This window comes from Brevibacillus borstelensis (assembly GCF_003710865.1).
Lineage (GTDB): Bacteria > Bacillota > Bacilli > Brevibacillales > Brevibacillaceae > Brevibacillus > Brevibacillus borstelensis.
The window spans coordinates 200,877-226,065 of sequence record NZ_RHHO01000011.1; the positions used below are offsets into that span (position 1 = coordinate 200,877).

Sequence of the window (25,189 nt, forward strand, 5' to 3'; positions counted from 1 at the left end):
TTAACTACAATAAATTCTTCATGATTGAAAATCATTGTAGTTGCTGTACGTCCTTCCGCTGTAGTGCCTGACAGGGCTATTACAACGCCTTTCTCATTTTTACTCGTATCCCCCTCCATAACAACACGGAGCATGTTATTGCCGCGGAAGGTATTCGGTCCGGAACGCACTCTTAGAAATGCACAGTTTCCTGCGGGTATGGTAACCGTTCTGCGGAAAATTCTAATCTCTGGGGGTAGATGGGTATGATTGTCTCTCTCGACAAACATGAACCGATATATTTACAGCTGAACTAATGTTCGAAATGTTTTTTAGCCCGATTTGTAGAAACTTTATTACCCCCCTGCTATTCCGACGGCCGCGGCCCATATCGCGGATCATACAGGCTCTTCACCCCTTTCGCGAAGACTGTTCTTTGTGAAAGGGGTTTCTTTTATGTCCTTCTGAAATGGACACTTGTCTTTATGGGGTAAATAATTTAACCTATACTCATGCAGTTTGTGATCGTTATACACAGATGGAGGAGTCGGAGATGAAAGTTGCCAAATTTGGCGGGACCTCACTGGCGAGCGCCGCACAGATAAAAAAAGTATGCGAGATTGTCAAGTCGGATGAAGCGAGAAAGCTCGTCGTCGTTTCAGCACCCGGAAAACGGTACAAGGAAGATACGAAGGTTACCGATCTTCTCATCCGGTACGCGGAAGCGCGTCTGCAAGGCCAGCCCGCCGAAGAAGTTCAAAGCCGGATCATCGGCAGATATCAAGACATTATCCGGGAACTGGGCTTGCCTGTCGAGGCGGCGGAAGAGATCGCCGCACAGCTGAAAGAGGCGCTGCACTACATACCTGCCGAAGATCCCGGCCGGTTCATGGACAGGGTAAAAGCGGCGGGAGAGGATACGTGCGCCAAGCTGGTAGCCCGTTACCTGCAAAGCCAGGGCAGGAAGGCTGTCTATGTAAACCCCAAGGATGCCGGTCTGGTCGTGACTGGAGAGCCGGGGAACGCTCATGTATTGCCTGAAGCGTATGAAAAGCTGCGCAATTTGAAAAGTCAGTCCGGGATCGTGATTTTTCCGGGGTTTTTCGGATTTACGCCGGAGGGCGAGCTGGTCACCTTCTCCAGGGGAGGCTCCGATATTACTGGCTCCATTCTGGCTGCAGCCGTGCAAGCGGAGCTGTATGAGAACTTTACCGATGTCGACTCGGTGTATGTCGTGAACCCGAGTCTTGTTGAAAAACCGAAGGAAATCCAGATCATCACCTATCGGGAGATGCGAGAGCTCTCCTATTCGGGCTTTTCCGTCTTTCACGAGGAAGCTTTGTATCCGGCGTATCAGGCGGGTATCCCCGTCTGCATCAAAAATACGAATAATCCGCAGGCACCAGGCACCATGATCGTCTCAGAGAGACCGTTCCACGAAAATCGGGTATCCGGAATCGCGGCTGACAAAGGCTTTTGCAGTATTTATGTGAGCAAGTATTTGCTCAACAAAGAGATCGGCTTTGGCCGCAGGCTGCTGCAAATCTTTGAGGAAGAGGGTCTCTCGTACGAGCATACGCCGTCGGGGATTGACAATATCTCCGTCATTTTGCGGGAAAAGGATTTTACCCCGCAAATCGAACAGCGGGTAGTGAACAGATTGAAACAGGAGCTTCAGGCCGAAGACATCATCGTCGAGAGAGGCCTTTCACTCGTCATGATCGTCGGCGAAGGCATGCGCCGTTCCGTGGGTACTTCGGCGCGAGCAACATCCGCTCTCGCCAGAGCCAAGGTCAATCTGGAGATGATCAACCAGGGCTCCTCCGAGGTCAGCATGATGTTCGGCGTAAAAGAGGTAGATGCGGACAGGGCCGTGATCGCGCTGTATGAGGAGTTTTTTGCCCAGTCCGAAGAGGCATTGGCAGACATGGCCGTGACGCTGAAAGCTTGAGCAAGGACGTTTGCAGAAACGAGCCAGGCCATACAGTCGATTTGTTCAAGGTCGTCCGAAAATAAATAACAAGCCCCCTTCAGAAACTGATGAGAATCGGATCGGAGGGGGGATTTTCTGTCCAGGACAAAAGAAACGGGATGGGAAAAAAGTATCGGTCAAGTTTTCCTCCTTCCCGCCATACGATTGTACTAACTATATAAATGGTCTTGTGTCGATAGGTGTAAGTACGAAGGCGGAGCGGCGATAGAGCTCACCAGTTCCCTGCTAAACGATCGGGACAAGACGGAGGTAGATCCATTTGCATACAAGGCGACAACCGCCAGATTTGGCCCGCAGTCTCTCAGTTACGTGATCATCGCCGAGCAGGAGCAAAAGCGGATCGCGGAGCTTTTGCGGCAGGCTGTGACCACCAAAAGCGAAAAGTCTCAAAAAGAGACGAAAGAATCAAAATGAGTCAAATATAGTATCGTTTTGATTCTTGTACGAAAAATGAAACCGTTCACTGCCTCCCCTCCTCCATGGCATGAGAGTTGCACAGAAATAAGCTCTGAATAGTCGATTCAGAGTATCGAATCAGAGCATCGATTCCAACCAATCGACTCAGCAGCAATGGAGCATTCCTTTATTGCGGGCAAACAAGGAGGAGAGAAATCATGTCAATGGAAACGGGTATTCGCTATTTTCTTCAAGAAACAGGGAACCAAACGATAGGCCGACCGCGAGAAGCGGCGACATTTTTGGATGAGGCCAAAACGCAGGAGGTCATCCGGTTCCACCGCTCCATTCATGGCTACAAGCCTGCTCCGCTTCATTTCCTGAAACACCTGGCTGAGCGTCTCGGCGTGAGAGCCATTTTTATCAAAGACGAATCCTACCGCTTTGGCCTGAACGCCTTTAAGGTGCTCGGAGCCACTTATGCGATCGGCAGACATTTGAGCGCCCGGTTGGGGATTTCGGTCGAAGAGGCGAGCTTCGAGCTGCTTCGTTCGGCTGAGGCAAAGCAAAAGCTCGGAGCCGTAACGTTCGTCACTGCGACCGATGGGAATCACGGCAGAGCGGTCGCCTGGGCAGCGCAGCAGTTGGGACAAAAAGCAGTCGTCTTTCTGCCAAAGGGATCGGCAGAGCAGCGGGTGGAAGCGATTCGGCAGACAGGAGCCGAGGCGCATGTGACAGATGGCAATTACGACGAAGCTGTCCGCTTGTCGAGAAAAATGGCCGAGGAAAACGGCTGGCAGGTCGTCCAGGATACCGCATGGGAAGGCTATACGGACATCCCGCGATGGATTATGCAGGGCTATACGACGATGGCCAGGGAAGCGCTGGAACAACTCGAGGAGTCCGGAGAGCCTGTGCCGACACATGTTTTTCTGCAGGCGGGGGTTGGCTCGATGGCTGCAGCCGTGCATGGCTATCTGCAAAGCTGTTTGGGAGATCGGAGGCCGGCCACCATCATTGTCGAGCCTCATACGGCAAATTGCTTGTACCAGTCGGCACAGATAGGCGACGGTGCTCCGCATACGGTAGACGGTGATCTGGAGACGATTATGGCCGGGCTTGCTTGCGGAGAACCGAACCCGATCGCCTGGGAGATTTTGCGCGATCATGCCGCAGCTTTCGTGAGCTGTCCCGATTGGGTAGCGGCGACCGGGATGCGAATGCTGGCAGCTCCCCCGGGAGATGACCCCCGCATCATTAGCGGTGAGAGTGGAGCGGTAGGACTCGGCTTGCTTGCGGAAATCATGCGGTCAGGTGAGCTCTCTGCGCTGCGGGAACATCTCGGGCTGGGCAAAGACTCGGTGATCCTGCTCTTCAGTACCGAGGGAAATACGGATGCGAAACAGTACGAAGACGTCGTATGGGGCGGAAAGTATCCACTTGTTCCAGATCCTTCTTGTGCCTCCCGCCAGCTATAATGGAGGGAGACGGAAAACGAGAGGGGATGCGCTGTGTCATTGCGGGAAATAGCCGACTCGGTTCAACAGATTGCGGAGGCAGTCGCGTCCGTATTGCACGTGGAGGTAGAGATAGCTGACCATCAGTTGCTGCGAATCGCCGGTACAGGCAAGACTGAGCCGGGCAGATTGCAAGCGATGGCCGGAGAAGATTTTGTCTACCAGGCAGCGCTCAGGACGGGTCAGCCTGTCGTGATCGACAGCCCGGGTACCGATCCGCTCTGTCGTCCTTGCATGCATTACGGGAATTGCGCGGAAACCGGGGAGATTTGCTGTCCGATTCGGGTGAACGGGATTGGCGTGGGAGTGATCGGGCTGCTCGCCTTTGATCAGAAACAGCGGGATCGGCTTTTTTCCGATGTGGACTCCATTTTGCTTTTCTTGCAAAAAATGGCAGAGCTGATCGCGATGCAAATAAAAGAACATCAGATGTATCGGGAGCAGCAGCTTGCCCTGGAGAGACTGCAGGCGGCTATGCAGCAGGATGATGCGTTTGCCGAGATAACCGGAACCAGCGCCGTAATCACACGGGCGAAAGAGATGGCAAGACGTGCGGCAGAGAGTGATTCCACCGTCCTGCTTCTGGGGGAAAGCGGCACGGGAAAGGAATTGTTCGCACGAGCGATTCACAAGGCCAGTCCCCGCAGAAACGAACCGTTTGTTTCTCTCAACTGCGCCGCCATTCCCGATACTTTGATGGAGAGCGAGTTTTTTGGATACGAAGAGGGGGCGTTCACCGGAGCCCGCAGAGGAGGAAAAAAGGGACTGTTTGAAACGGCTGACAAAGGGACGATTTTCCTCGACGAGATCGGGGATATGCCGATGCATTTGCAGGGCAAGCTGCTGCGTGTCCTGCAGGAAAAGCAGGTCGTCCGCGTGGGAGGAGAGGCCCAGCCCGTCGGTGTCGACGTAAGAGTGGTGGCGGCGACCCATCGCGATCTCGCCCAACTGGTCAGAGAGGGCGCCTTCCGGCAGGATCTGTATTATCGTCTGCATGTCATCCCGATCCATCTGCCTCCGCTAAGGGAGCGCAGGGAAGATATATTGCCTCTGGCCCACCTTCTTTTGCAGAAAAACGCTGCACGTTTGGGAAAACAGCTAAACGGCTTTACGCCGGAGGTACAAGCCAGGTTCGTCCAGCATGACTAGCCCGGTAACGTACGGGAGCTGTCCAACGTCGTCGAGTATGCGTCCACGATGGAGCATCGCTTGTTCATTTCTCCGGAAAATCTCCCCGCCACGTTGTGGACAAGCCCATCTGCTGAAGGCAAGGCCCAGCCTGTCGTCGGGCCGGGAGAAGGCTCAAGCTGGAATCTAAAGCAGATCGAGCAGCGCACAATCAGGCGGGTCATGACTCACCTGGAGAGAGCAAACAGGCCGAAAGAGGAAGCGGCGCAGCTTTTAGGGGTCAGTCGGGCGACTTTGTTCAGGAAACTGAAAGAAATGAGAATATGTGAACGGTCTCACAGAGATCCATAATTTGGTATATTTTTGGCTCCGCCGCCATTTTATGCTATGATAGCTTTCGAGGAAATTTTGAAAATCGAAAGGCGGGGTTGCCGGTGAAGCTAAGAGAGATCTGGGAATGGGTCCGTTCATTGGCATTTGCGCTAGGACTTGCGCTTGTGCTCGGCATTTTTGTGTTTCAGCCGTTCAAGGTAGAAGGGCATTCGATGGACCCAACCTTGCAAGATCAGCAGCGAATCTATGTATCGAAGCTGTCCCATACGTTTTCGTATTTGCCGGACTACGGCGATATCGTGGTAATTGACAGTCGCGTGGATCGAGAGCGCAGCTTTCAGGATGACCTGGTCGGCCATCCGCTCATCCATCTGTTTTTGGGAAAAGAGAACGAAAATTTCATGTATGTAAAGCGTTTGATCGGCAAGCCGGGTGACGTCATCGAGATTAAGGACCATCAGCTCTATCGAAATGGCGAGAAGCTGAGCGAGCCCTACATCAAGGAAAAGATGGAGGGAGAAGACGGGAAATGGGCCGTGCCGGAGGGCCACATCTTCGTCATGGGAGACAACCGCAACAACAGCCTGGACTCCCGCGAGATCGGCTTTGTCCCGTTCGATCATGTCATCGGCAGCAAAATAGAATGGAAGGTTGGAAAGTAAAAGGGTTGCCATTTCGGCAGCCCTTCCCTTGTCTGACAGAATTTCTGCCGGCAAAGCCGGATTGCGAGGAATCCCATGCAGGGCATAACCCAGCTAGTCTCACGGAACAGGAGGAGATCGCATGACGACGCTTTTGATCGCGGACCGGGACGCCAATGAACGGACGGGCATCAGTTGGCTTGTTTCCACATGTGCCATCCCCTTTGACGAGGTTGTCACCGCCGGGACGGCTTCCGAGCTGTTCCGCGTCCTCGAAGGAACAAGGCCGGATGTCGTCTGCGTCGAGCTGGACATGGTGTCCAAGGAACAGTGGGAGCGACTGAAAATGCTGACCTCCCAATACCGGCCGACAGTCATTGTAACAACAGCAGAGGCCACCTTTGAGCGCGCCGTACAGGGCATCGAGCTTCACGCCATCGACCTGTGGGTCAAGCCGCAAACTCCCGAGCATATCCGGCGTGTCCTGACCCGCTGCTGCCAGGACAGGACGGTGGCCCGAAAAGCAAGCGAAGTGCAGACTGACCATTACGGATCGGCGGTATCGTACCGCAGTCTGTTTTTGCCTCTGGAAACGCCGGGAAGGGGACTTCAGCTGATGCTGCTGCAGCTCGAGGAGACAGCGCGGCACGGGGATTTACTGACATTTTTGGAGACATATCCGTTTCGGGACAAGCCTGCTCTTTTGCCGCTGAGCGACGTGATCGTCTGTCTTTTCGATCTGAAAAACGAGGCGCCTCTCGCTTCGCTGCTGGAAGTAGGAAAACGGCTGCTGATGGACTGGGAAGCGCAGCATTCGGAGTCGCTTTCGCTCGTTTTGTACGACGCCGAGGATCAAATGCTCAGTCTGCACCAGAAGTACAGGTATGCCGTCGAAGCGCTGGACATCCGCTTTTTCAAAGGATACCGGCAAATATCGGTGGTGGAGAACAAGGTGAACTGGGCGGTCATCGATCCTTTTCTGACTCCGGCGGAGCAAAGGGCGTGGATTGACATGCTCCACGACGGCGACCGCGAACAGGTGAAGCAGTGGATGTACCGGCAGTTCCTTCATAAAGAAGAGCCGTATCCCGAGCCGGGGCTGCTTCGTATCCGCCTGACCAGCATTTTGGCCCAGGTGAGAAGATTTATGAAGTCTCACTGTCTGGACGAAGGAGCGCTGGAGGATTGGTATCACCGCGTATTCGATACGATCTTATACACGCCGGTGCTCTATCGGATCGTCCAGGAGCTGCTTTTGTTCATCTACGAGCTGCTCGATTCCGCGACGACGAATCGCGAGGGAGCCCGCCTCGATATTATCGAGCAGGCCATCCGCTACCTGGAGGAAAACTACGCCCGCGCCGATTTGCGGCTGGAGGAGGCAGCGCGGCATGTGGACCGCAGTCCCGCCTATTTCAGCTCGCTTTTGTCAAAGCGTCAGGGAGTGTCCTTTCGCCAGATGCTGACGACGATACGCTTGCGCGAAGCAGAGCGGCTGTTATTGGAGACGCGCCTTTCCATCCAGGAGGTTGCCGAGCGGACAGGCTTTGTAAACGCCAATTATTTTAGCAAGATTTTTAAGGAAAAGCGGGGGACAACCCCTCGTTCGTTTCGAAATCAAAAGAAAAGCAATAAATCGTAAATTTTTTTCTTTTTCTGGTTGGAAGCGCTTCCGGTTATCCGAAATCTCCGAAAAAACCGAAAGGAAATCGAAATAAGGATGCCTGTTTTTCCCCGATTGGTCTCTTCTATACTACATATACAAAGACCTATTGGGGAAAGGGCAGGTGCAATGATGACGAAGACACAATCGATTCAAGAGTTGATCCAGCAATATTCAGGTACAAAGCTTCATGCCAAGGGATGGGTACAGGAAGCGGCGCTTCGGATGCTGCTCAACAATCTGAACGAGGAAGTGGCGGAGCGCCCTGAGGATTTGGTCGTGTACGGCGGCATTGGCAAGGCAGCCCGGAACTGGGAATGCTTCGATGCAATTGTCGAAACATTGAAAAACCTGGAGAGCGACGAAACGCTCCTGATCCAGTCCGGCAAGCCGGTTGCCGTATTCAAATCGCATGCGGATGCGCCGCGCGTGCTGTTGGCCAACTCCAATCTGGTGCCGCGCTGGGCGACCTGGGACCACTTCAACGAGCTCGACAAAAAGGGCTTGATGATGTACGGACAGATGACCGCCGGCAGCTGGATCTACATCGGCAGCCAGGGAATTGTGCAGGGGACGTACGAGACATTTGCCGAGTGCGCCCGTCAGCATTTCGGCGGTACGCTGGCAGGCACGATCACAGTAACTGCCGGTTTGGGCGGTATGGGAGGCGCTCAACCGCTCGCGGTATCGCTCAATGGCGGGGTGAGCATCAACATCGAAATCGACCGCACACGCATCCAGCGCCGTCTGGAAACGCGCTATCTCGATGTGATGACAGAAAGTCTGGATGAAGCGATCGAGATGGCGAAGGAAGCCAAAGCGGCCAAGAAGGACCTGTCCATCGGTCTTCTGGGCAACGCCGTAGACGTCCTGAACGAAATGCTGCGGCGCGGCTTCATCCCCGATGTACTGACTGATCAGACGTCCGCCCACGACCCGTTGAACGGGTATATTCCGGTCGGCATGACGCTGGAGGAAGCGGCAGCACTCCGCAAGGCTGATCCGAAAGCGTACGAGGCGAAAGCGGTGGCGAGCATCGCCGAGCATGTCCGCGCAATGCTGAAGCTGCAGGAGGAGGGTGCCGTTACCTTCGACTACGGCAACAATATCCGTCAGGTGGCGAAAAACGAAGGCGTGGAGGATGCGTTCCGCTTCCCGGGGTTTGTACCCGCGTACATCCGTCCGCAGTTCTGCGAAGGCAAAGGTCCGTTCCGCTGGGCGGCGCTCTCGGGTGATCCGGAGGACATCTACAAGACAGACGAAGTGATTCTCCGCGAGTTTTCCTATAACACGCACTTGTGCAACTGGATTCGCATGGCCCGCGAAAGGGTGTCCTTCCAGGGACTTCCGGCGCGCATCTGCTGGCTGGGCTACGGCGAGCGGGCACGCTTCGGCAAAATCATCAACGACATGGTGGCCCGCGGCGAACTGAGCGCTCCGATCGTGATCGGCCGCGACCACCTGGATTCCGGCTCTGTCGCTTCTCCGAACCGGGAAACGGAAGCGATGAAGGACGGCAGCGATGCAGTTGCGGACTGGCCGATCCTGAACGCCCTGATCAACGCGGTAGGCGGAGCAAGCTGGGTATCCGTCCACCACGGCGGCGGCGTAGGCATGGGGTATTCGCTGCATGCCGGCATGGTCATCGTGGCTGACGGAACGCCGGAAGCAGAGAAGCGCCTGGAGCGCGTCCTCACGACCGACCCGGGCATGGGGGTAGTCCGCCATGTGGATGCAGGCTATGATCTCGCGGTGAAGACAGCCAAGGAAAAAGGCGTCAAAATCCCGATGCTAAAGGAGTAAGCGCCATGAACAACAAACCTGTATGGATTCGCCGGGCCAGCCAATTGGTGACGCTGGCCGGCGGTTCTGCCGCACCGGTGACAGGCAAGCGAATGAATGAGCTGGGAATCATCGAGAACGGCAGCCTCTGGATCGAAAAAGGCCGGATTGAAATGGTCGGGACGGATGACGAGCTGCAAGCGGCGTATGAGGGGCGAGCCCATGAGGCAGAAGTCATCGACGCGTCCGGCAAGCTGGTAACGCCGGGTCTGGTTGATCCTCATACCCATCTCGTCCATGCCGGAAGCCGTCAAAATGAATTCAACATGCGCTTAAACGGCGCTACTTATATGGAAATCATGAACAACGGCGGGGGCATTCACGCGACGACAGCCGCGACCCGCGCTGCTGATCACGCGACCCTGTTTGCCGAGAGCAAGAAGCGGCTCGATCAATTTCTCCTCCACGGGGTCACGACCGTAGAAGCGAAAAGCGGCTACGGCCTCACTCTCGAGGATGAGATCAAGCAGCTCGAAGTGGCACAGCAGCTGGACCAAGCGCATCCGATTGACATCGTCAGCACTTTTATGGGAGCGCATGCCGTCCCTCGCGAATACAAGCACGATCCCGATGCTTTCGTCGAGCTGGTGATTCGCGAAATGCTTCCCGAAGTCGCCCGCCGCAAGCTGGCAGAATTCAACGACGTATTCTGCGAGCGCGGAGTGTTTACCCCCGAGCAGTCCCGCCGCATTTTGGAAGCAGGCGTGGAGTATGGACTCAAAGCAAAAATTCACGCCGATGAAATCGAGCCGTATGAAGGAGCCGAGCTGGCTGCCTCCATCGGCGCCGTATCGGCTGACCACCTCCTGCGCGCTTCTGACAAAGGCATTCAAATGATGGCAGAAGCGGGCGTCATCGGTGTCCTCCTGCCGGGGACCGCCTTCTTCCTCATGGCGGAGTCGGCCAATGGCCGGAAGATGATCGACGCGGGAATGGCCGTAGCGATCTCGACGGACTGCAATCCAGGCTCTTCGCCGACTGTTTCCACGCCGCTGATCATGAATCTGGGCTGCCTGAAAATGGGCATGACCCCTGCGGAGGTATTGACAGCCGCGACGATCAATGCGGCCCACGCGATCAGCCGCGGCGGGCAGATCGGCAGTCTTGAGCAGGGCAAGCAGGGGGATGTGACGATATTTGATGTGCCTGATTACATGACCCTGCAATATCGATACGGCATCAACCACGTTCACACAGTTGTGAAAAAAGGCATCACGGTAGTAAAAGAAGGACGGTTGGCGTAAAGCGTCATAACCCGGTCCAGAATAGAGAGTGCGAGGGGGCACTCTCTCCTCGATTGGGTGATGGCAGGCAGCCTGTGCCGTTTGAAAAAGAGAGATAGCAGTTATCTGGATAGGAAAAGGGAGAGGGACCGACAACTCAGCCAGAGGAGGACCCTTATGGACTATCATCCGCAAAACGGGCTTGCTGCAGAAACGAATCCGGCCACTGCTCCAGCTACGCCGGCCAATGTATGGAAGTTTCTCATTTTCAGCTTGATCGGCATTTTTATGTTCTTTATCCCGATAACGGTAAACGGAAATTCCTCCATCCCGCTGGACCATATCGTCACCTGGCTGCGGGGCACTGTCCCGGGCGTCATCCCTCTGTATGCTTTTGTGGTGATCCTGCTCGGAGCGATCTATCCGTTCGCTACAGGCACGTGGAAGAAAAACAAGGTGAACATTGTCTTTTCCTTTCTCAAGGTGCTGGGTGTGATCGTAGCGGCTCTGATCTTCTTTCAGATCGGACCAGCCTGGCTGATGGACAAAGACATGGGGCCGTACCTGTTTGAAAAGCTCGTGATACCGGTTGGGCTGGTCGTTCCGATCGGTTCCATTTTCCTGGCTTTGCTGGTCGGCTACGGCCTGTTGGAGTTTATAGGCGTACTGGTTCAGCCGATTATGCGTCCCGTATGGAAAACACCAGGCCGCTCCGCTGTCGATGCGGTGGCCTCGTTTGTCGGCAGCTACTCGATCGGCCTGCTTATTACAAACCGCGTCTTTAAGGAAGGCAAGTATACGGTCAAGGAAGCGGCGATCATTGCCACCGGCTTTTCCACGGTTTCTGCCACATTCATGATTGTGGTGGCGAAGACGCTTGATCTGATGGCCTACTGGAACCTTTATTTCTGGGTCACGCTTGTGGTTACGTTTTTGGTGACGGCTGTGACCGTCCGCATCTGGCCGCTCAGCAAGATGAGCGACGAGTATTACGATGGCAAAGGGGACCCGGAAAAGGCGGTGACCGGACGCAGGCTCCAGCATGCCTGGAGCGACGCGATGCACGCCGCCCAATCGTCGATGTCGCTTGGCCAAAACATCTGGGTGAATCTGCGCGACGGCTTTATCATGACGATGGGCATCTTGCCTTCGATCATGTCAGTGGGCTTGATCGGCATGGTGCTGGCCCAGTTCACGCCTGTTTTTGACTGGCTGGCCTATTTGTTTTATCCGGTCACGTGGCTGCTGCAGCTTCCTGAGCCGTTCCTCGCGGCCAAGGCATCCGCGATCGAAATCGCCGAAATGTTTTTGCCCGCGCTGATTGTGACCGGAGCGCCCCTGATCACCAAGTTTGTGATCGCGGTAGTCTCTGTCTCGTCTATCCTGTTCTTCTCCGCCACGATTCCGTGCATCTTGTCTACGGAGATTCCGATCAGCATCCCGCAGCTGATCGCGATCTGGCTGGAGAGGACGATTCTCACGCTTGTGTTTACGACCCCGCTCGCTTATTTGTTCTTGTCGTAGGACCGTAAGAAAACAGAATGACCGCAAAGAAATGAGCACAGGCTGGTTGCACTTGTAAAAGAGGCAGCCAGCCTTATTTTTTCAAGGCACGTGTACATGCGATTGGTTTTCAACCGCTGGGAGAGCTGTAGCCGGATTAGCCATATGGAGAAGGTTCATGATATTCTTGCTTTACATCATGCAATCTACAACAGGAGGACTCGATGAAGAAGCTGAAAAAAATGCTGAAGAACAAATTCGTTTTGTGTCTGCTTGTGCTGGCTGCATTTGTCTACATAAACAACAGCTCTCTGTTTACAAAAGCGAGCAATGAAGCTCCGCTGCTGCTGGCCCATCGGGGTATGGCCCAAACCTTTCATATGGAAGGAATTACAGGCGAGACGTGCACAGCGGAGAGGATTTACGAACCGGAGCACCCGTTTCTGGAGAACACGATCCCGTCTATGGAAGCGGCTTTTCAGGCTGGAGCCGACATTGTCGAATTTGACGTTCAGCCCACCAGAGACGGCAAGTTCGCCGTTTTCCACGATTGGACGCTAGGCTGCCGGACCAACGGACAAGGGGTTACGCGCGAGCATACCCTGGAAGAGCTGAAGCGATTGGATATCGGGTACGGCTACACAGCCGACCAAGGAAAAACATATCCGTTTCGCGGAAAGGGAATCGGCTTGATGCCGTCGCTGGAAGAAGTGCTGAACCATTTTCCCGAGCAATCGTTTTTAATCCACGTGAAGAGCAACGATCCGACCGAAGGAGAGCAGCTCGCCGCCTTTCTCTCTGGATTGCCCGCCAGCCAATTGGAGCGGTTGACTGTGTATGGCGGAGATGAACCGATAGCGGCCCTGAAGGAAGGCTTGCCCAGCTTCAGAGTGATGTCGAAAGCAACGATGAAAAGCTGTCTGATCCCTTACATTGCTGCAGGCTGGACAGGCTACGTTCCAGCCGCATGCGAGCATACGCAGCTGCATATTCCCGAAAAAATCGGCCCTTGGCTGTGGGGATGGCCGACTCGTTTTCTGGAGCGCATGGATAACGCCCACACACGCGTTATCGTGGTGGGAGGAGACGGAAGCGACTTTTCAACCGGATTTGATACCCCCGAGGATGTAAAGCGGCTGCCTTCCGGCTATACCGGCGGCATCTGGACAAACCGGATTGACCGAATCGGTCCTCTCTATCAACAGAAATAACATGCTTTGCGGGGAGTGCGGCTCCATTCAGAGCAATTGACAACGGTTACACGATCTGCTTAAATCAAACTAAGTTAATACGAAGTGACGGAGAGATGGAGACCCACTGTTGAATTCCCCGATGAAGGGGAGTTTGCAAAAGGTGGGTTTTTTTCTGTCTGCAAGCTGTTTTGCAGTAAGATGGAAATGATCGATGCATCCTAGTTGGAGGAAGGACGTTATCGGAAGAAAGGTGGATCTTGATGAATTTTAACGGCCAAAAAATACTTCCTGCTGCCCGCCATATGAAGGATTTTGATCATATTTTGGAATCCCCCTACGAATACGGGGTGTTTCTGGATACGCATATCGCGCAATTGAAAGGCTTGTATGACATGGCAGAGAAACATAAGAAGAAAATGTTTTTGCATGCCGACCTCGTGCAAGGCTTGAAAAACGATGAGTACGCCGCGGAATTTCTCTGTCAGCAAATCAAGCCGGCGGGATTGATTTCAACCAGGTCGAGCGTCATTTTAAAAGCGAAGCAAAAAGGGGTATTGGCGATTCAACGTATTTTTTTGCTTGATACCAATGCATTGGAAAAAAGCTATTTGCTTTTGGAAAAGACGCAGCCCGACTTTATTGAAGTCCTCCCGGGCGCCATGCCTGCGATCATAACAGAAGTGTTTGAACGAACGAAGATCCCGATCTTGGCAGGGGGACTGATTCGAACGATTGATGACGTGAACATGGCCTTGCAAGGGGGAGCTTCGGCTATTACCACCTCCAATCGGAAGCTTTGGGAGCATTTTGCTCCGAAAGGCTGAGGTGCGTTTCGGAGCTTTACAAGGCGGACGTTGTCCAAAAATGGTCGCCTCGTCCTTTGGTACAGAGGCATTCGCGGCCCTGGAAAAAGCTGCAGTAATGCAGCCGGGCTGGAAACGAGCGGTAATTGCAGCTATGGCTTTTATCGGAAGGCATATTATGTTATATTATTGTATAAGTTAATATTTCGTCTGGAGAATCGGAGAGACCTCAATGCATTATAGTTTAGCTATAGTGTTCGTTGGGGTCTCTTTTTGTTTTTCTGTACAACCTCGGGAGGGAATGAAATGGCAGAGACATTTTCAAGTGCGCAGAGAACAAAGAGATTGGAAGAAATGAACAATCAGCTCTTTGACCTCGTGGTGATCGGAGGAGGAATTACGGGAGCGGGCATTGCCCTTGACGCGACAACGAGGGGCATGAAGGTTGCCCTGGTCGAAATGCAGGATTTTGCTGCGGGAACGTCCAGCCGTTCGACCAAGCTGGTCCACGGCGGCCTGCGCTATCTGAAACAGTTTGAAGTGAAGATGGTTGCGGAAGTCGGACGGGAGCGGGCAATCGTGTACGAAAATGGCCCTCACGTGACGACACCGGAATGGATGCTGCTGCCGATCCACAAAGGCGGGACCTTCGGCAAATTCTCGACATCCATCGGCCTGCGAGTCTATGATTATTTGGCCCAGGTGAAAGGCTCAGAGCGCCGGAAAATGCTGAATGCCCAGCAGACTTTGGCCAAAGAGCCGCTGATCAAGCAAAAAGATTTGTTGGGCGGAGGGTATTATGTAGAATACCGTACAGATGATGCCCGTTTGACCATAGAGGTGATGAAAGAAGCCGCCGAGCGCGGGGCGCTGCCGGTGAACTACGCCAAGGTTGAGGAATTTTTGTACGAAAACGGCAAGGTGAACGGCGTCAAGGTCGTCGATCAGCTGGACGGCACCGAATACAAGCTGTACGGAAAGAAAATCGTAAACGCGACAGGACCTTGGGTAGATACGCTGCGGGATCGGGACAACTCCAAGAAAGGAAAATTCCTGCAGCTGTCAAAAGGGGTGCATCTCGTCATCGACCAAAGCCGCTTCCCGTTGAAACAAGCTGTCTATTTTGACACGCCCGACGGACGCATGGTGTTCGCCATCCCTCGCGACGGAAAAACATATGTAGGGACAACCGATACGTTCTACAAAGAGGAGATTTCCCATCCGCGGATGACGAGTGCCGACAAGCAGTACTTGCTTGATGCGATCCGCTATATGTTCCCTGCGCTCGATATCAAAGACGAAGACGTCGAATCAAGCTGGGCAGGCGTTCGCCCGCTGATTTACGAAGAAGGAAAATCCGCTTCGGAAATCTCGCGCAAAGACGAAATTTGGCAATCCGATTCGGGATTGATCACCATCGCCGGAGGGAAGCTGACGGGGTACCGGAAAATGGCCGAGATGGTCGTCGACATGGTCGCTGATTTGCTGCAAAAAGAAGGAAAAGGGACATTTGGACCTTGTGCAACGAAGCATATGCCTATTTCCGGCGGAAAAGTGGGAGGCAGTGCGAGCTTGCCCGCCTTTATCGAACGGAAAACCGAAGAGGGAACGAGATACGGCTTTACCCGTCAGCAAGCAGAGCGGCTGGCCCGTTTCTACGGCTCCAATGTAGATGAACTGTTCCGCTTAGCCGAAGGGCACGCCCAGGAGGCCGCGGAGTCCGGTCTGCCGCTTGACTGGTTCGTTTCGCTGCGCTATGCGATGGAAGCGGAAATGGCAGTGAAGCCGGTCGATTTCCTCATCAGACGGACGGGTGCTCTGTTCTTCCGGATCAACGAAGCGAAACAGTGGAAGGATGCCGTGGTCGCGTACATGGCCAGCCATCTGGGGTGGAGCGAATCGCAAAAAGATGCGTATCTGCAAGAGATGGACATGCATATGCACGATGCGGTCACGCCGCTGGAAGCGTAAAAACTTCAGGACACCATAAAAGACAACGGAACGAAAACACAAGAAAAAACCACGCGCTTGGCAGGTTCCTATGCGGAACGGTTGCCATGGCGCGTGGCTTTTTTTTTATCTGTTGAAGCAATAGGGAGCTGAGCGCCACGGGGCGGTCAAAAAGAGGCTTCCTTGGAAGCGGCTCTGCCCGACACCGCAAGCTTGAGCTTTTTTCGCTGAAACAGGTTGTTGCTGATCAAAGCCAAAATGATCAAGAGCGTTCCTCCGGCATCGTACATCGTGATCTGATAGCCTTGCCAGACGGAGATCAGAAAAGTGGTGACCGGAACAAAGTTGATAAACAGGATGCCGTTGATCGGTGTGAGCAGCTTGACACCCGCGTTCCAGCTGAGCAGAGCCAGGATTCCCGCGACTCCGATCATGAAGCCAAGCTCGTAGCCGACGGAAAATACCGACTGGAGCGATGGGGCGTGCAGGACATCCAAGGCTGTCAGCAGCAGGACGATCACCAGGGAGGTCCCGGTTCCCAGCACGCAGCTCAAAGTGGAATACCGCAGCACTGACCACGACGCGAAGTGGTTGCCCCCGATCGTATAGATCACCCAGCCCAGTACGCCGAGCAATATCAGCAGGACAGGCAGCAGGCTGTCTCCCCCCAAAAGAAAGGTGCGGAAGTCGCCCTTCGTAATCACCAAAAAGCAGCCGACCAGGGCGAGGGCGATGCAGCCGATGGTAAACGGTTGAGGCTTCTGGCCTTTATACATCCACAGCACGAGTACGGACAGCATCGGCATGAGCGCTTCCATGACGGATGCGAGGATCACTCCCGAGGTGCCCAACTGGTTTTGGCCCCAGAAGACCAACAGGTTGTATATGGTAAATGCCATGGTCCCGAAAAACCAGAGAGAGACTCCGCGGCCTTCGAGACGCAGTGCTTGTCTGCCTTCCTTGATCCAGAGAAAAACAAGCAGCAGCAGGGAAACAACCGAATAACGGATAACGGAAAAGTAAAACGGGTCCAGATGGGCAAACGCGCTTTCTGCGACCGGAAACATGGCGCCCCACGCCATGCTGGCGATCAGGCAGAGCAAGGCCCCTTTCATGATGTGCTCTTTGTTCATAGGTGACTTCCTTTCGCAATTCACTTTCGCTAACAAATTTTTCACGATGACTATCATATTCCGAAATTACCATCATGTAAAATGATTGAAAATGATGAAATGTATCATTGTCAGTGATACAATGGGGGTGGAAGATAAGCGGCGGAAACATAGAAAGAGGGAGCGAAAATGGAGATCAGCGATCTGCGGATTTTTCAGGCTGTGGCTGAGCTGGGCAGTGTCAGCAAGGCGGCGAAAGAATTAAATTACGTACAGTCCAATGTGACAGCCCGGATTCAACAGCTGGAGCTGAAGCTGGGGACCGAATTGTTTTATCGGCATCGCAGGGGAATGAGCCTCAATCCCGAGGGGAAAAAGCTGCTGGGGTACACGCAGAAGATCCTGGCGATGATGGAAGAAATGAAGCTCGCCTTTCAGGACGAGGAAGACCCGTCCGGTCCGCTCCTGGTCGGCTCGGTGGAAACTGTCAGTTGTTTGCCTGACATCTTGTCCGCCTATCACAAAAAGTATCCGCGCGTAGATTTGTCGCTGATGACCGGCGTCACGGAGCATTTGATCAGGGACGTCCTCCAGTACGAGCTGGACGGGGCGTTTGTCAGCGGTCCGGTCCAGCACCCGGAGCTTGTCCAGGAGCCCTTGATCGAAGAGGAGCTGGTCTTGATCGCCAGGGCCGAGGATGGGCCTGCGTCGCTGGAGGAATGCAGCACAAAGCCGCTCCTTGTGTTTCGCTCCGGCTGCGGCTACCGCTCTCGTCTGGTTCATTGGCTCGGCAGCCAGGGCATTGCGCCGACGAAGATCATGGAGTTCGGGACGCTTGAGACGATACTGGCCGTCGTCGCATCGGGGCTGGGCGTTTCGCTGGTTCCGCGGCCGACCGTGTCACGGTTGGAGAGAGAGGGGAAGATTCGCTGCTTCTCCATACCCGAGGAATATTCCACGGTCTCGACCGTGTTCATCCATAGACGGGACTCGCACATGACGGGAACGATGAAAAAATTTCTGGAGACGATTCGGGCGCTTCACGCAGGATGAGCCGTTCGTACAAGAAGCGATGATAAGCATGAAAACGGATGACAAGCATCAAAAGCGGCGTTCCATACGCGGCATTCAGGGCCGATGCGATTGCGCGCAGCACCGCAAGGAACGTATCGGCCCGCTTTTTGTCTCCTGGGGCAGCCGCCTCGTTCAGCAACGGTTTCGTGCAGGAACCGTCTTGTATAGCAACCGTCCCGTGGAGCAGCCGTCACTTGTGTCCCAGGGTGTACAGCCCTGTTCAAGGAGAGCACACGGAAAGCATATTCGAAGGGCGCAGCGCCTTTTTTTGGAATCGCCATTGTGCTACACTATCAAGCGAGATACATAAAACCGATAGAACGGGAGGAAATCGAATGGCAACGCATCTTGCTGATACCACCGTCTTAAACAACGGAATCAAAATGCCCTGGCTCGGCCTCGGCGTGTGGAAAGTGAAAGAAGGGGATGAGGTGCAGCGCGCGATCCTGTCGGCTATCGAGACCGGCTACCGCGCCATCGACACCGCTGCTGTTTACGGCAATGAGGCTGGCGTGGGCGATGCGATTCGCGACAGCGGAATTGCCCGCGACCAACTGTTCATCACGACCAAGGTATGGAATTCCGATCAAGGCTACGAGACGACGCTGAAGGCGTTTGACGAAAGCATGAAAAAGCTGCGCCTGGATTACCTCGACCTGTACCTGGTGCACTGGCCGGTACAAGGCAAGTATCTGGATACGTGGAAAGCGTTGGAAAAGCTGTACCGCGACGGATACGTGCGAGCGATCGGAGTCAGCAACTTCCACGTGCATCACTTGGAGGATTTGAAACAGAACAGTGAAATCGTCCCGGCCGTGGATCAGGTAGAGTACCACCCGCTCCTGACACAAAAAGAGCTGCTCGCTTATTGCAAGGAGAACGGCATCCAGATGGAGGCGTGGAGCCCGCTGATGCAAGGCAACCTCGACCAGCCGGTGCTGGTGGAAATCGGACAAAAATACGGCAAGTCTCCTGCCCAGGTAATCCTGCGCTGGGATCTGCAAAACGGTGTCGTGACGATTCCAAAATCGGTCACGCCGGAGCGCATCCGCCAAAATGCCGACGTGTTCGACTTCACGTTGACAGTTGAAGAGATGGAGCAAATCAGCCGCCTTAATCAAAACAAGCGTTTTGGTCCGGACCCGGATAACTTTGATTTCTAGCATAAACGACGAACGCCCCGACCTCTGCGAGAGCTGTCGGGGCTTTTTGCTTTCTGTACGGCAGAAGGCTCGTCTAGCCTTCCTTGGCTTCGCTCGTCCGATTTTGGATACTACCGTTTATAGGAGCGGATGCGGCGGTACTGGCTTTTGTCCTTCAGCTTCAGGAACAGGGAAATATCGGGCCGCAGGTTGGCTTCGATGATCCAGACCCGTCCCGAAGAATCCAAAGCCATATCCAAACCGTACACCCTCTGATTGGCATAGTAGGTGCTTAGCTGCTTGGCGGCTGCGACCGCCACCGCTTTCAAACGCTGAATCAGTTGATCGGCAGAAGCGGATCGAAGCGATGAGAGCTGTATCGCGGAACGCAGCGGCAATACTCTTCCTCCGCTCCGCTTGATGTTGGTGATAATGTAGCCGGCTCCAGCCACCTTGGCGAGCATTCCGGTCACGACCCACGAGGAGCCCGAACGGCGCTGGACCATGACACGAATGTCAAACGGACGGCCGTTGACGCGGGCGAGCGAGATTCCTTTCTGCACCAAGTACTGCGACTTGATCCGGCTGCGGATGTAGCGGTAGGTGGCTGATTTGCCGCGAATCGTACGTTTGCGGCAGCCGCGATGGACCTTGTAGTGGTTATCTCCCAGGCCGGTGATCAGGATGACACCGGCACCGCCGCTGCCTGCGATCGGCTTGGCAATAACTTTTCGATACTGTTTTAAAAAATGGCGGAGCGCATGCTTGGAGAAGAGTCGGGTGCGCGGAAGAGTAGAGGCCAAGCGGGAATTTCGACGCAAGACACGGTATTTTTTCAGCTTTGACTCATTGTATTTACCCACGAGCGGTCATCCCTCCATGAGCTGAAGTTATGGTTTCATTCCTTTTCAATCTATGTTTCTATCAGCGAATAGCGATGGGGAGATGTCCACTCAGGGGAAAATTAGGTGGATGGCGCACTTCAAGGCGCACTTCAAAAGGAATGGCCGCGTTGACAGCCTGACAGGACCGCGTCACATTCTGCTCTTTACTCTTCGCCGCTTTTTTTCGTATACTTAAAAATAGAACCTCATTTCATCAGGTGAAACGTACGGAACCGATTTTAATGAAGCAGGTGGAACGAATGGAAGAACAGAAAGCTAACGTGCGAGCCGTAGAGCGGGCGCTTGACATCCTGCTTTGCTTTACGGATTCAACCGACTTGGGGCTAAGCGAGATCGCCGGGCGGTTGTCGCTGCATAAAAGTACGGTACACCGCTTGCTGGCCACTCTGGAAAACAAGGGATTTTTAATACGCGACGCTCAGACGGAGAAATACCGCCTTGGATTTCGCTTGTGGGAGCTGTCCGTGAATCTGGCGCATTCCGATGACCCGGCCACCCTTTGGCTGCCGGAGATGGAGCGTTTGCGGGATGTCGTCGGGGAAACGATCAGCTTGTATGTCCGCGACGGCAATGAGCGGATTCGCATACAGGCAGTGCAGAGCAACCAGGCTATCCGGAGGGTCGCGCCTATCGGGGCACGCATGCCGCTGTCAGTAGGCGCATCGAGCAAGGTTCTGGTGGCATACGCGGAACCGGCTGTCAGGGAAGAAGTGCTAAGTGACCCGCTTTGGCCCGAATCGATCGACCGCGACGCATACCTGGAACAGCTGGAGCAGATCCGACGCCAAGGCTTTGCCACCAGTGTCGAGGAACGGGAGCTGGGAGCAGCAGCAGTAGCCGCGCCGATTTTTAACCGGAACGAAAAATTGGTTGCCGCGCTGGCGGTATCAGGTCCCTCCAACCGCCTCACGCTGGAAAGAATGATGGAGATTGCGGAGCCGATCATGGAATCCGCTTATCGCATGGGAAAAATGTTAAAATGAACAGGGAAAAGGGCGGCCCCTCAAGCAGGTTTTTCTACTTGGGGGATCGCCCTTTTTTCATTGCTTTCCACTCGTCCATGAGCAGATTCCAGAACGGTTTGACCGCGTTTTCCGCAAGGTAGTGCTTGCCCCGGCTTTTCACGTACTGGCACATCTGCTGGTAATAGTCCGGATCTGATAGCTTCCTGTAGCACTTGAGAATGTCGTGTTCGTCTTTGACAAAGAGCGGATACTTTTCTCCAAGCAGATGGATGTTGCCGACGGTTTTGGTGGTAAGCACAGGCACACCGAGCGCCATGTACTCCAGGACGCGGGAAAGATACGAATGAGACGGATTTTTGTCTGATGTGTTGTCGTAAATCAGGGCAAGGCCAATTCCGCTTTGCAGAATCATCCGCTTTGTTTCCCACATCGATTTTTGTCCGTGATTCCGCACACCTCGGGAACGGAGCAGCTCGTGAGCCTGTTTCCGGTAACGGATCACGATAGACGGGTAGAGCACATTGAGCTTTGCCCCCGGAAATTCCTTGCGAATCAGCCTGATGGCGTTCACGGCCGTTTCTAGTCCGTAACGGGGGCGAAGCACCCCGGCCATAATCAGGTCGAGCGGGGGATTCGGCTGCGGCTGGGGGTCCTGATCACCGGAATATCCCTCCACGAATTGAGGGAGGACCTGAATTTTGCGATCCAGCTCCCGAGCGGAATACCTCGTTTTCCGTTCCAGATATTCGCGGTAGCGCCTGGCATTGGGCACGGTTTGAAAAAAGACCATGCGGGAGTTGTCGAACAAGTGATTGACCTTGTTCATGATGATCGGGTCGTTCAGATTGTAGTGAATAGAGAGGAACAACAGCTTTTTGCCCAGGGAAGGCTTCTTTTTGATAAACTCGCGAGCCTGTGTCCGGTTGCGAATAAAAATAAAGTCGTAGCTGTGCTTCTGATCGAGACTGATAATTTTGCTGTTCAGCTCCGCGGCTTGATAAAAGCGAACATGGCGAAAGCGAAAGCCCCCCATCCCGTTTACATATCGAAACGGCAGGACGCAGTGCAGGACAAATCCCTCGCGCTCTTGGGCAGGGAGCCGTTCCACTTCCCGGTCAATCGCCTGGAGCATGATGAAAAACTGCAGGACATTCCCTTTTGGCTTGAATTTTTCTAGGTGGCAGGAAAAACAGATTTTCACGAAATTCTCTCCTTAGGTTCTCTCTCTTACAAGGTATGCAAATGCCTGGAGAGCGGGGAAGAGAAATTTTTGAGCCGGGTGGATGATGAGAGGGAGAGGGGGAAGTGAGGAATGGTTGACTTTAAAATTAACTCAAGTTAATTTATTAATATGAGTTTGTATTTATTTGCGAAGGAGCTGCTCCCATGGAACGAAGCATTCCGCTCAGGGAATGGAAAAAAGCGAAAACGAAGCAAGCACTGCTGCATGCGTGTCTGGAATTGATCGGAGAGAAATCCTTCCGCGAGGTGTACGTCGAGGAGATCTGCAAAAAAGCGGAGATTTCCAAGGTGACCTTTTTCAAGTTTTTTCCCCAGAAGGAGGACCTGCTGATTTACTACATGCGGCTGTGGGTGACCGATCGGCTGCTGGAGCTGGCCGATTCGCCCAAAAGGGGGCTGTCGGCGCTTCGTCACGTATTTCAAAAGGTGGATGAAAACGCGAAGCAGCATCCGGGTATTATGCTGAGCCTTATCGGTTTTTTAACTGAGGTGAAAATGCATCCATGCATGCCGGAGCTGACGGAGGCGGAACTCCATTTGTACTATCCCGGAAAGGAAGAACAGGCGGGTTCGCTTGTTCCTCGTCTCGACGATTTGTTCCGCCGTTGCATAGAGCAGGCCATGGCTGATGGCGAAATTGCGGCTGATGCGGATGTAAATGACCTGGTTATGGGACTGCACACGATCTTTTACGGTGCGTATTTGACCGCCCACATCTATCAATCGCAGGATTTTCTCGGATGTTACGAGCTTCATGCCAAACTTTTATTCAGGTAGGTGATCCAGATGGGGAAAATTTTAGCGGGGCGGTATACGGCAGAGATGGAAGGGCCGTTTGTCGTGTTTGTCATCGGATTGCATGTGAACAACTGGCTTGCCGTGAATCAATGGCTTCCTGTCGTAAAGGCGATGAATGGCATGCTGCAAGAATTGTATCGAAACAAGGAGCTGGGCTTTCTTGACGCCGCCTTTTTCATGAGCGCACGGGGCCCTGTCCAGATTCAGTATTGGCGCTCGTTTGACCAGCTGGAGCAGTATGCCAGAAGCGGGGAGCTGCACCTGTCTGCGTGGAGAGATTTCAATCAAAAGGCGGCAAAGTCGGGAGGGGTCGGATTTTTTCACGAAACGTATTTGGTGGAGGCGGGAATGTACGAGTGCATGTACGTAAACATGCCTGTGTATGGATTGGCCAAAGCCGGTCAGCACGTCCCGGCCGTAGGCAAAAGAGAAACCGCCCGGCGCAGGCTGGGAGGCGAAAATGCTCCTGCCGTTCCGACGCCGGATGCGTAATCGTTGCCAGTGTCCGTCTTTTTTTGGTCCAAATCGAAAGCGGACGTCTCGAAAGGGCTTATCGCATATGGGAAAACAGCGGCGGACTGGGGAGAGGAACGCAGTCCGCCGCTGTTGCGCCTGTCGTTTTCAACTATTGTTCCACGTTACATCGAGGATGTTAATCTTTTGGTTGCCGTGGCGACTTGATGATAAGCCGTCTTTAATTCTTCTATCGCTCTCGAATTGTTTGAGATTTGAGCGGTGATTGCTTCGATGCTCTGCATCATCAAAGATACCGATTTTGCGATATCCGTCAACTGAACCGAAATGGTTTCCGCCGACTGTTTGCTGGATGCCGCCATGTTCCGGACTTCATTCGCAACGACCTCAAAACCGCGTCCGTGTTCACCGGCTCGGGCAGCTTCTATAGCGGCATTTAGACCTAGCATATGGGACTGAGAGGCAATTTCTTTGACAATTTTCGTTACGGATTGGATACTTTTTACCTGATCGGTAACTGCTTCAGATTCAATATTCAACTTGGTCATCTGGTTCAAGATGAGCTTTGAGGCATCCAATACTTGATCCGTGCTGGCAGTCATCTCCTCGACCATAGCCATCAACTCTGCGGTACTTTGCTGAAGAACTGATTCACGTTTTGTGATATCAGTAGCCACCTTGACGACTGCTTCCACTTTGCCATTCTCAATAACAGGCATATAAGTTGCTTCCAGCGTCAGCTTTCGTCCATCCTTCGAAATCCGTACGATCTTTTCTTGGGATGCTCTCCCCTGACGCAAACCATCCCACAAATTTACATACGCTTTGCTTGATGCATATTCAGGCAAGCAAAACTGGCTGTGATGGAGGCCGACAATTTCATCGACCGCATATCCCATTGTGGAAGCGAAAAGTTGATTCGCCCAAATAACCCTTCCTTGCGTGTCAAACCTGATCATGGCTAAATGATTTTGAATCGACGATAAAATAGCGAATTTTTGATCGGTCACGGTTTGCATGTATGGAATTTCCTCTCCCTGTATATCAGTAGTTGGTTCGCTCGCAACTGCTTTCATTGCTGGATTCCAAGAGCTATTATCGCCTGATGCTCTGAATAAATTCTAAACAACTTGTAAACGGAAAAAACCGGAGCTCTCAATCGCTCCGGTTTTTCTACTGCCGTGCATGGTCGCTAATACAATTCGAATCCATGCTGCTTCCGTTTACTCGATCTTGCTCCATGGACAGAAGCGACACGGCTCCGCAGGTTTTCCGTGTACATTGGCTTCGCCAGCTCGCTTTTGGGCCTCTAC

At 53.6% G+C, this 25,189-nt stretch carries 21 protein-coding genes and 1 pseudogene; 18 read left to right on the forward strand and 4 right to left on the reverse strand.

The features are described from left to right. The first annotated feature begins 532 nt into the window (after positions 1 to 532). The 13 genes and pseudogenes from EDM54_RS05810 (at position 533) to EDM54_RS05860 (ending at position 16,185) form a co-directional block, all read left to right on the forward strand. A complete protein-coding gene (locus EDM54_RS05810; protein ID WP_122957918.1) occupies positions 533 to 1,930 on the forward strand; it encodes an aspartate kinase in 1,398 nt (465 codons plus the stop codon). Positions 1,931 to 2,586: 656 nt separating this feature from the next. Further along, positions 2,587 to 3,846, forward strand: coding sequence for a diaminopropionate ammonia-lyase (gene dpaL / locus EDM54_RS05815; protein ID WP_035979046.1), 1,260 nt, complete (start codon positions 2,587 to 2,589; stop codon positions 3,844 to 3,846). Between the two features lie 33 nt (positions 3,847 to 3,879). Next, positions 3,880 to 5,034 (forward strand): sigma-54 interaction domain-containing protein, encoded by a 1,155-nt coding sequence (locus EDM54_RS05820; protein WP_255320247.1) that lies wholly within the window; start codon positions 3,880 to 3,882, stop codon positions 5,032 to 5,034. Between the two features lie 12 nt (positions 5,035 to 5,046). Beyond that, positions 5,047 to 5,145: pseudogene (locus EDM54_RS27455) on the forward strand (hypothetical protein); the annotation flags it as partial. A 90-nt stretch (positions 5,146 to 5,235) separates the two neighbouring features. Beyond that, positions 5,236 to 5,364, forward strand: coding sequence for a helix-turn-helix domain-containing protein (locus EDM54_RS26890; protein ID WP_255320255.1), 129 nt, complete (start codon positions 5,236 to 5,238; stop codon positions 5,362 to 5,364). A gap of 83 nt (positions 5,365 to 5,447) precedes the next feature. Next, entirely contained in the window at positions 5,448 to 6,008 is a 561-nt protein-coding gene (gene lepB, locus EDM54_RS05825) for a signal peptidase I (protein WP_003389113.1), read from the forward strand. 121 nt (positions 6,009 to 6,129) lie between these two features. Further along, a complete protein-coding gene (locus EDM54_RS05830) occupies positions 6,130 to 7,629 on the forward strand; it encodes a helix-turn-helix domain-containing protein (protein ID WP_024982885.1) in 1,500 nt (499 codons plus the stop codon). Between the two features lie 153 nt (positions 7,630 to 7,782). Then, positions 7,783 to 9,453, forward strand: a complete 1,671-nt coding sequence (gene hutU / locus EDM54_RS05835) for a urocanate hydratase (protein ID WP_122957946.1) — start codon at positions 7,783 to 7,785, stop codon at positions 9,451 to 9,453. 5 nt (positions 9,454 to 9,458) lie between these two features. Next, positions 9,459 to 10,736, forward strand: coding sequence for an imidazolonepropionase (gene hutI / locus EDM54_RS05840; protein WP_122957919.1), 1,278 nt, complete (start codon positions 9,459 to 9,461; stop codon positions 10,734 to 10,736). A gap of 156 nt (positions 10,737 to 10,892) precedes the next feature. Then, complete coding sequence (locus EDM54_RS05845; protein ID WP_003389117.1) at positions 10,893 to 12,239, forward strand: YjiH family protein; 1,347 nt, start codon at positions 10,893 to 10,895, stop codon at positions 12,237 to 12,239. 203 nt (positions 12,240 to 12,442) lie between these two features. Continuing rightward, positions 12,443 to 13,429, forward strand: a complete 987-nt coding sequence (locus EDM54_RS05850; RefSeq protein ID WP_024982882.1) for a glycerophosphodiester phosphodiesterase family protein — start codon at positions 12,443 to 12,445, stop codon at positions 13,427 to 13,429. A 242-nt stretch (positions 13,430 to 13,671) separates the two neighbouring features. Then, positions 13,672 to 14,235: a glycerol-3-phosphate responsive antiterminator gene (locus EDM54_RS05855; RefSeq protein WP_003389120.1), complete on the forward strand. Its 564-nt coding sequence runs from the start codon at positions 13,672 to 13,674 to the stop codon at positions 14,233 to 14,235. Between the two features lie 285 nt (positions 14,236 to 14,520). Next, positions 14,521 to 16,185: a glycerol-3-phosphate dehydrogenase/oxidase gene (locus EDM54_RS05860; protein WP_003389122.1), complete on the forward strand. Its 1,665-nt coding sequence runs from the start codon at positions 14,521 to 14,523 to the stop codon at positions 16,183 to 16,185. Positions 16,186 to 16,331: 146 nt separating this feature from the next. Here the strand turns inward: EDM54_RS05860 and EDM54_RS05865 are convergent, their stop codons facing one another. Further along, on the reverse strand, positions 16,332 to 17,297 hold the full coding sequence (locus EDM54_RS05865) for a DMT family transporter (protein WP_003389123.1): 966 nt from the start codon (positions 17,295 to 17,297) through the stop codon (positions 16,332 to 16,334). Positions 17,298 to 17,465: 168 nt separating this feature from the next. Between EDM54_RS05865 and EDM54_RS05870 the strand changes: the two genes are divergently transcribed. Continuing rightward, the gene (locus tag EDM54_RS05870) at positions 17,466 to 18,329 is read left to right on the forward strand and encodes a LysR family transcriptional regulator (protein ID WP_024982881.1); all 864 of its coding nucleotides are present in this window, start codon (positions 17,466 to 17,468) and stop codon (positions 18,327 to 18,329) included. A 356-nt stretch (positions 18,330 to 18,685) separates the two neighbouring features. Further along, positions 18,686 to 19,513: an aldo/keto reductase gene (locus EDM54_RS05875; protein ID WP_031933131.1), complete on the forward strand. Its 828-nt coding sequence runs from the start codon at positions 18,686 to 18,688 to the stop codon at positions 19,511 to 19,513. 110 nt (positions 19,514 to 19,623) lie between these two features. Here EDM54_RS05875 and EDM54_RS05880 read toward each other — a convergent pair whose 3' ends face one another. After that, positions 19,624 to 20,355, reverse strand: a complete 732-nt coding sequence (locus EDM54_RS05880) for a YheC/YheD family protein (protein ID WP_031933130.1) — start codon at positions 20,353 to 20,355, stop codon at positions 19,624 to 19,626. Between the two features lie 281 nt (positions 20,356 to 20,636). Here EDM54_RS05880 and EDM54_RS05885 point away from each other — a divergent pair, with 281 nt between their 5' ends. Beyond that, the gene (locus EDM54_RS05885; RefSeq protein WP_003389127.1) at positions 20,637 to 21,380 is read left to right on the forward strand and encodes an IclR family transcriptional regulator; all 744 of its coding nucleotides are present in this window, start codon (positions 20,637 to 20,639) and stop codon (positions 21,378 to 21,380) included. A gap of 34 nt (positions 21,381 to 21,414) precedes the next feature. On the opposite strand, the gene EDM54_RS05890 is transcribed toward EDM54_RS05885, so the two are convergent. Next, on the reverse strand, positions 21,415 to 22,563 hold the full coding sequence (locus EDM54_RS05890; protein WP_003389128.1) for a glycosyltransferase family protein: 1,149 nt from the start codon (positions 22,561 to 22,563) through the stop codon (positions 21,415 to 21,417). Positions 22,564 to 22,748: 185 nt separating this feature from the next. On the opposite strand from EDM54_RS05890, the gene EDM54_RS05895 reads away from it, so the two are divergent. Together EDM54_RS05895 and EDM54_RS05900 are read left to right on the forward strand one after the other, a co-directional pair. Further along, positions 22,749 to 23,381, forward strand: a complete 633-nt coding sequence (locus EDM54_RS05895) for a TetR/AcrR family transcriptional regulator (RefSeq protein WP_003389129.1) — start codon at positions 22,749 to 22,751, stop codon at positions 23,379 to 23,381. Positions 23,382 to 23,390: 9 nt separating this feature from the next. After that, positions 23,391 to 23,894, forward strand: a complete 504-nt coding sequence (locus EDM54_RS05900; RefSeq protein WP_122957920.1) for a DUF4188 domain-containing protein — start codon at positions 23,391 to 23,393, stop codon at positions 23,892 to 23,894. Positions 23,895 to 24,040: 146 nt separating this feature from the next. Here EDM54_RS05900 and EDM54_RS05905 read toward each other — a convergent pair whose 3' ends face one another. Next, positions 24,041 to 24,952, reverse strand: a complete 912-nt coding sequence (locus EDM54_RS05905; protein ID WP_228006791.1) for a methyl-accepting chemotaxis protein — start codon at positions 24,950 to 24,952, stop codon at positions 24,041 to 24,043. Between the last annotated feature and the right edge of the window lie 237 nt (positions 24,953 to 25,189).

Bases quoted from the DNA above. Each gene is read 5' to 3' on its own strand.
- EDM54_RS05810 (WP_122957918.1), top strand. From the start codon at position 533: ATGAAAGTTGCCAAATTTGGCGGGACCTCACTGGCGAGCGCCGCACAG.
- dpaL (WP_035979046.1), top strand. From the start codon at position 2,587: ATGTCAATGGAAACGGGTATTCGCTATTTTCTTCAAGAAACAGGGAAC.
- EDM54_RS26890 (WP_255320255.1), top strand. From the start codon at position 5,236: ATGACTCACCTGGAGAGAGCAAACAGGCCGAAAGAGGAAGCGGCGCAG.
- EDM54_RS05830 (WP_024982885.1), top strand. From the start codon at position 6,130: ATGACGACGCTTTTGATCGCGGACCGGGACGCCAATGAACGGACGGGC.
- hutU (WP_122957946.1), top strand. From the start codon at position 7,783: ATGACGAAGACACAATCGATTCAAGAGTTGATCCAGCAATATTCAGGT.
- hutI (WP_122957919.1), top strand. From the start codon at position 9,459: ATGAACAACAAACCTGTATGGATTCGCCGGGCCAGCCAATTGGTGACG.
- EDM54_RS05845 (WP_003389117.1), top strand. From the start codon at position 10,893: ATGGACTATCATCCGCAAAACGGGCTTGCTGCAGAAACGAATCCGGCC.
- EDM54_RS05850 (WP_024982882.1), top strand. From the start codon at position 12,443: ATGAAGAAGCTGAAAAAAATGCTGAAGAACAAATTCGTTTTGTGTCTG.
- EDM54_RS05855 (WP_003389120.1), top strand. From the start codon at position 13,672: ATGAATTTTAACGGCCAAAAAATACTTCCTGCTGCCCGCCATATGAAG.
- EDM54_RS05860 (WP_003389122.1), top strand. From the start codon at position 14,521: ATGGCAGAGACATTTTCAAGTGCGCAGAGAACAAAGAGATTGGAAGAA.
- EDM54_RS05865 (WP_003389123.1), bottom strand. From the start codon at position 17,297: ATGAACAAAGAGCACATCATGAAAGGGGCCTTGCTCTGCCTGATCGCC.
- EDM54_RS05870 (WP_024982881.1), top strand. From the start codon at position 17,466: ATGGAGATCAGCGATCTGCGGATTTTTCAGGCTGTGGCTGAGCTGGGC.
- EDM54_RS05875 (WP_031933131.1), top strand. From the start codon at position 18,686: ATGGCAACGCATCTTGCTGATACCACCGTCTTAAACAACGGAATCAAA.
- EDM54_RS05885 (WP_003389127.1), top strand. From the start codon at position 20,637: ATGGAAGAACAGAAAGCTAACGTGCGAGCCGTAGAGCGGGCGCTTGAC.
- EDM54_RS05895 (WP_003389129.1), top strand. From the start codon at position 22,749: ATGGAACGAAGCATTCCGCTCAGGGAATGGAAAAAAGCGAAAACGAAG.
- EDM54_RS05900 (WP_122957920.1), top strand. From the start codon at position 23,391: ATGGGGAAAATTTTAGCGGGGCGGTATACGGCAGAGATGGAAGGGCCG.
- EDM54_RS05905 (WP_228006791.1), bottom strand. From the start codon at position 24,952: ATGAAAGCAGTTGCGAGCGAACCAACTACTGATATACAGGGAGAGGAA.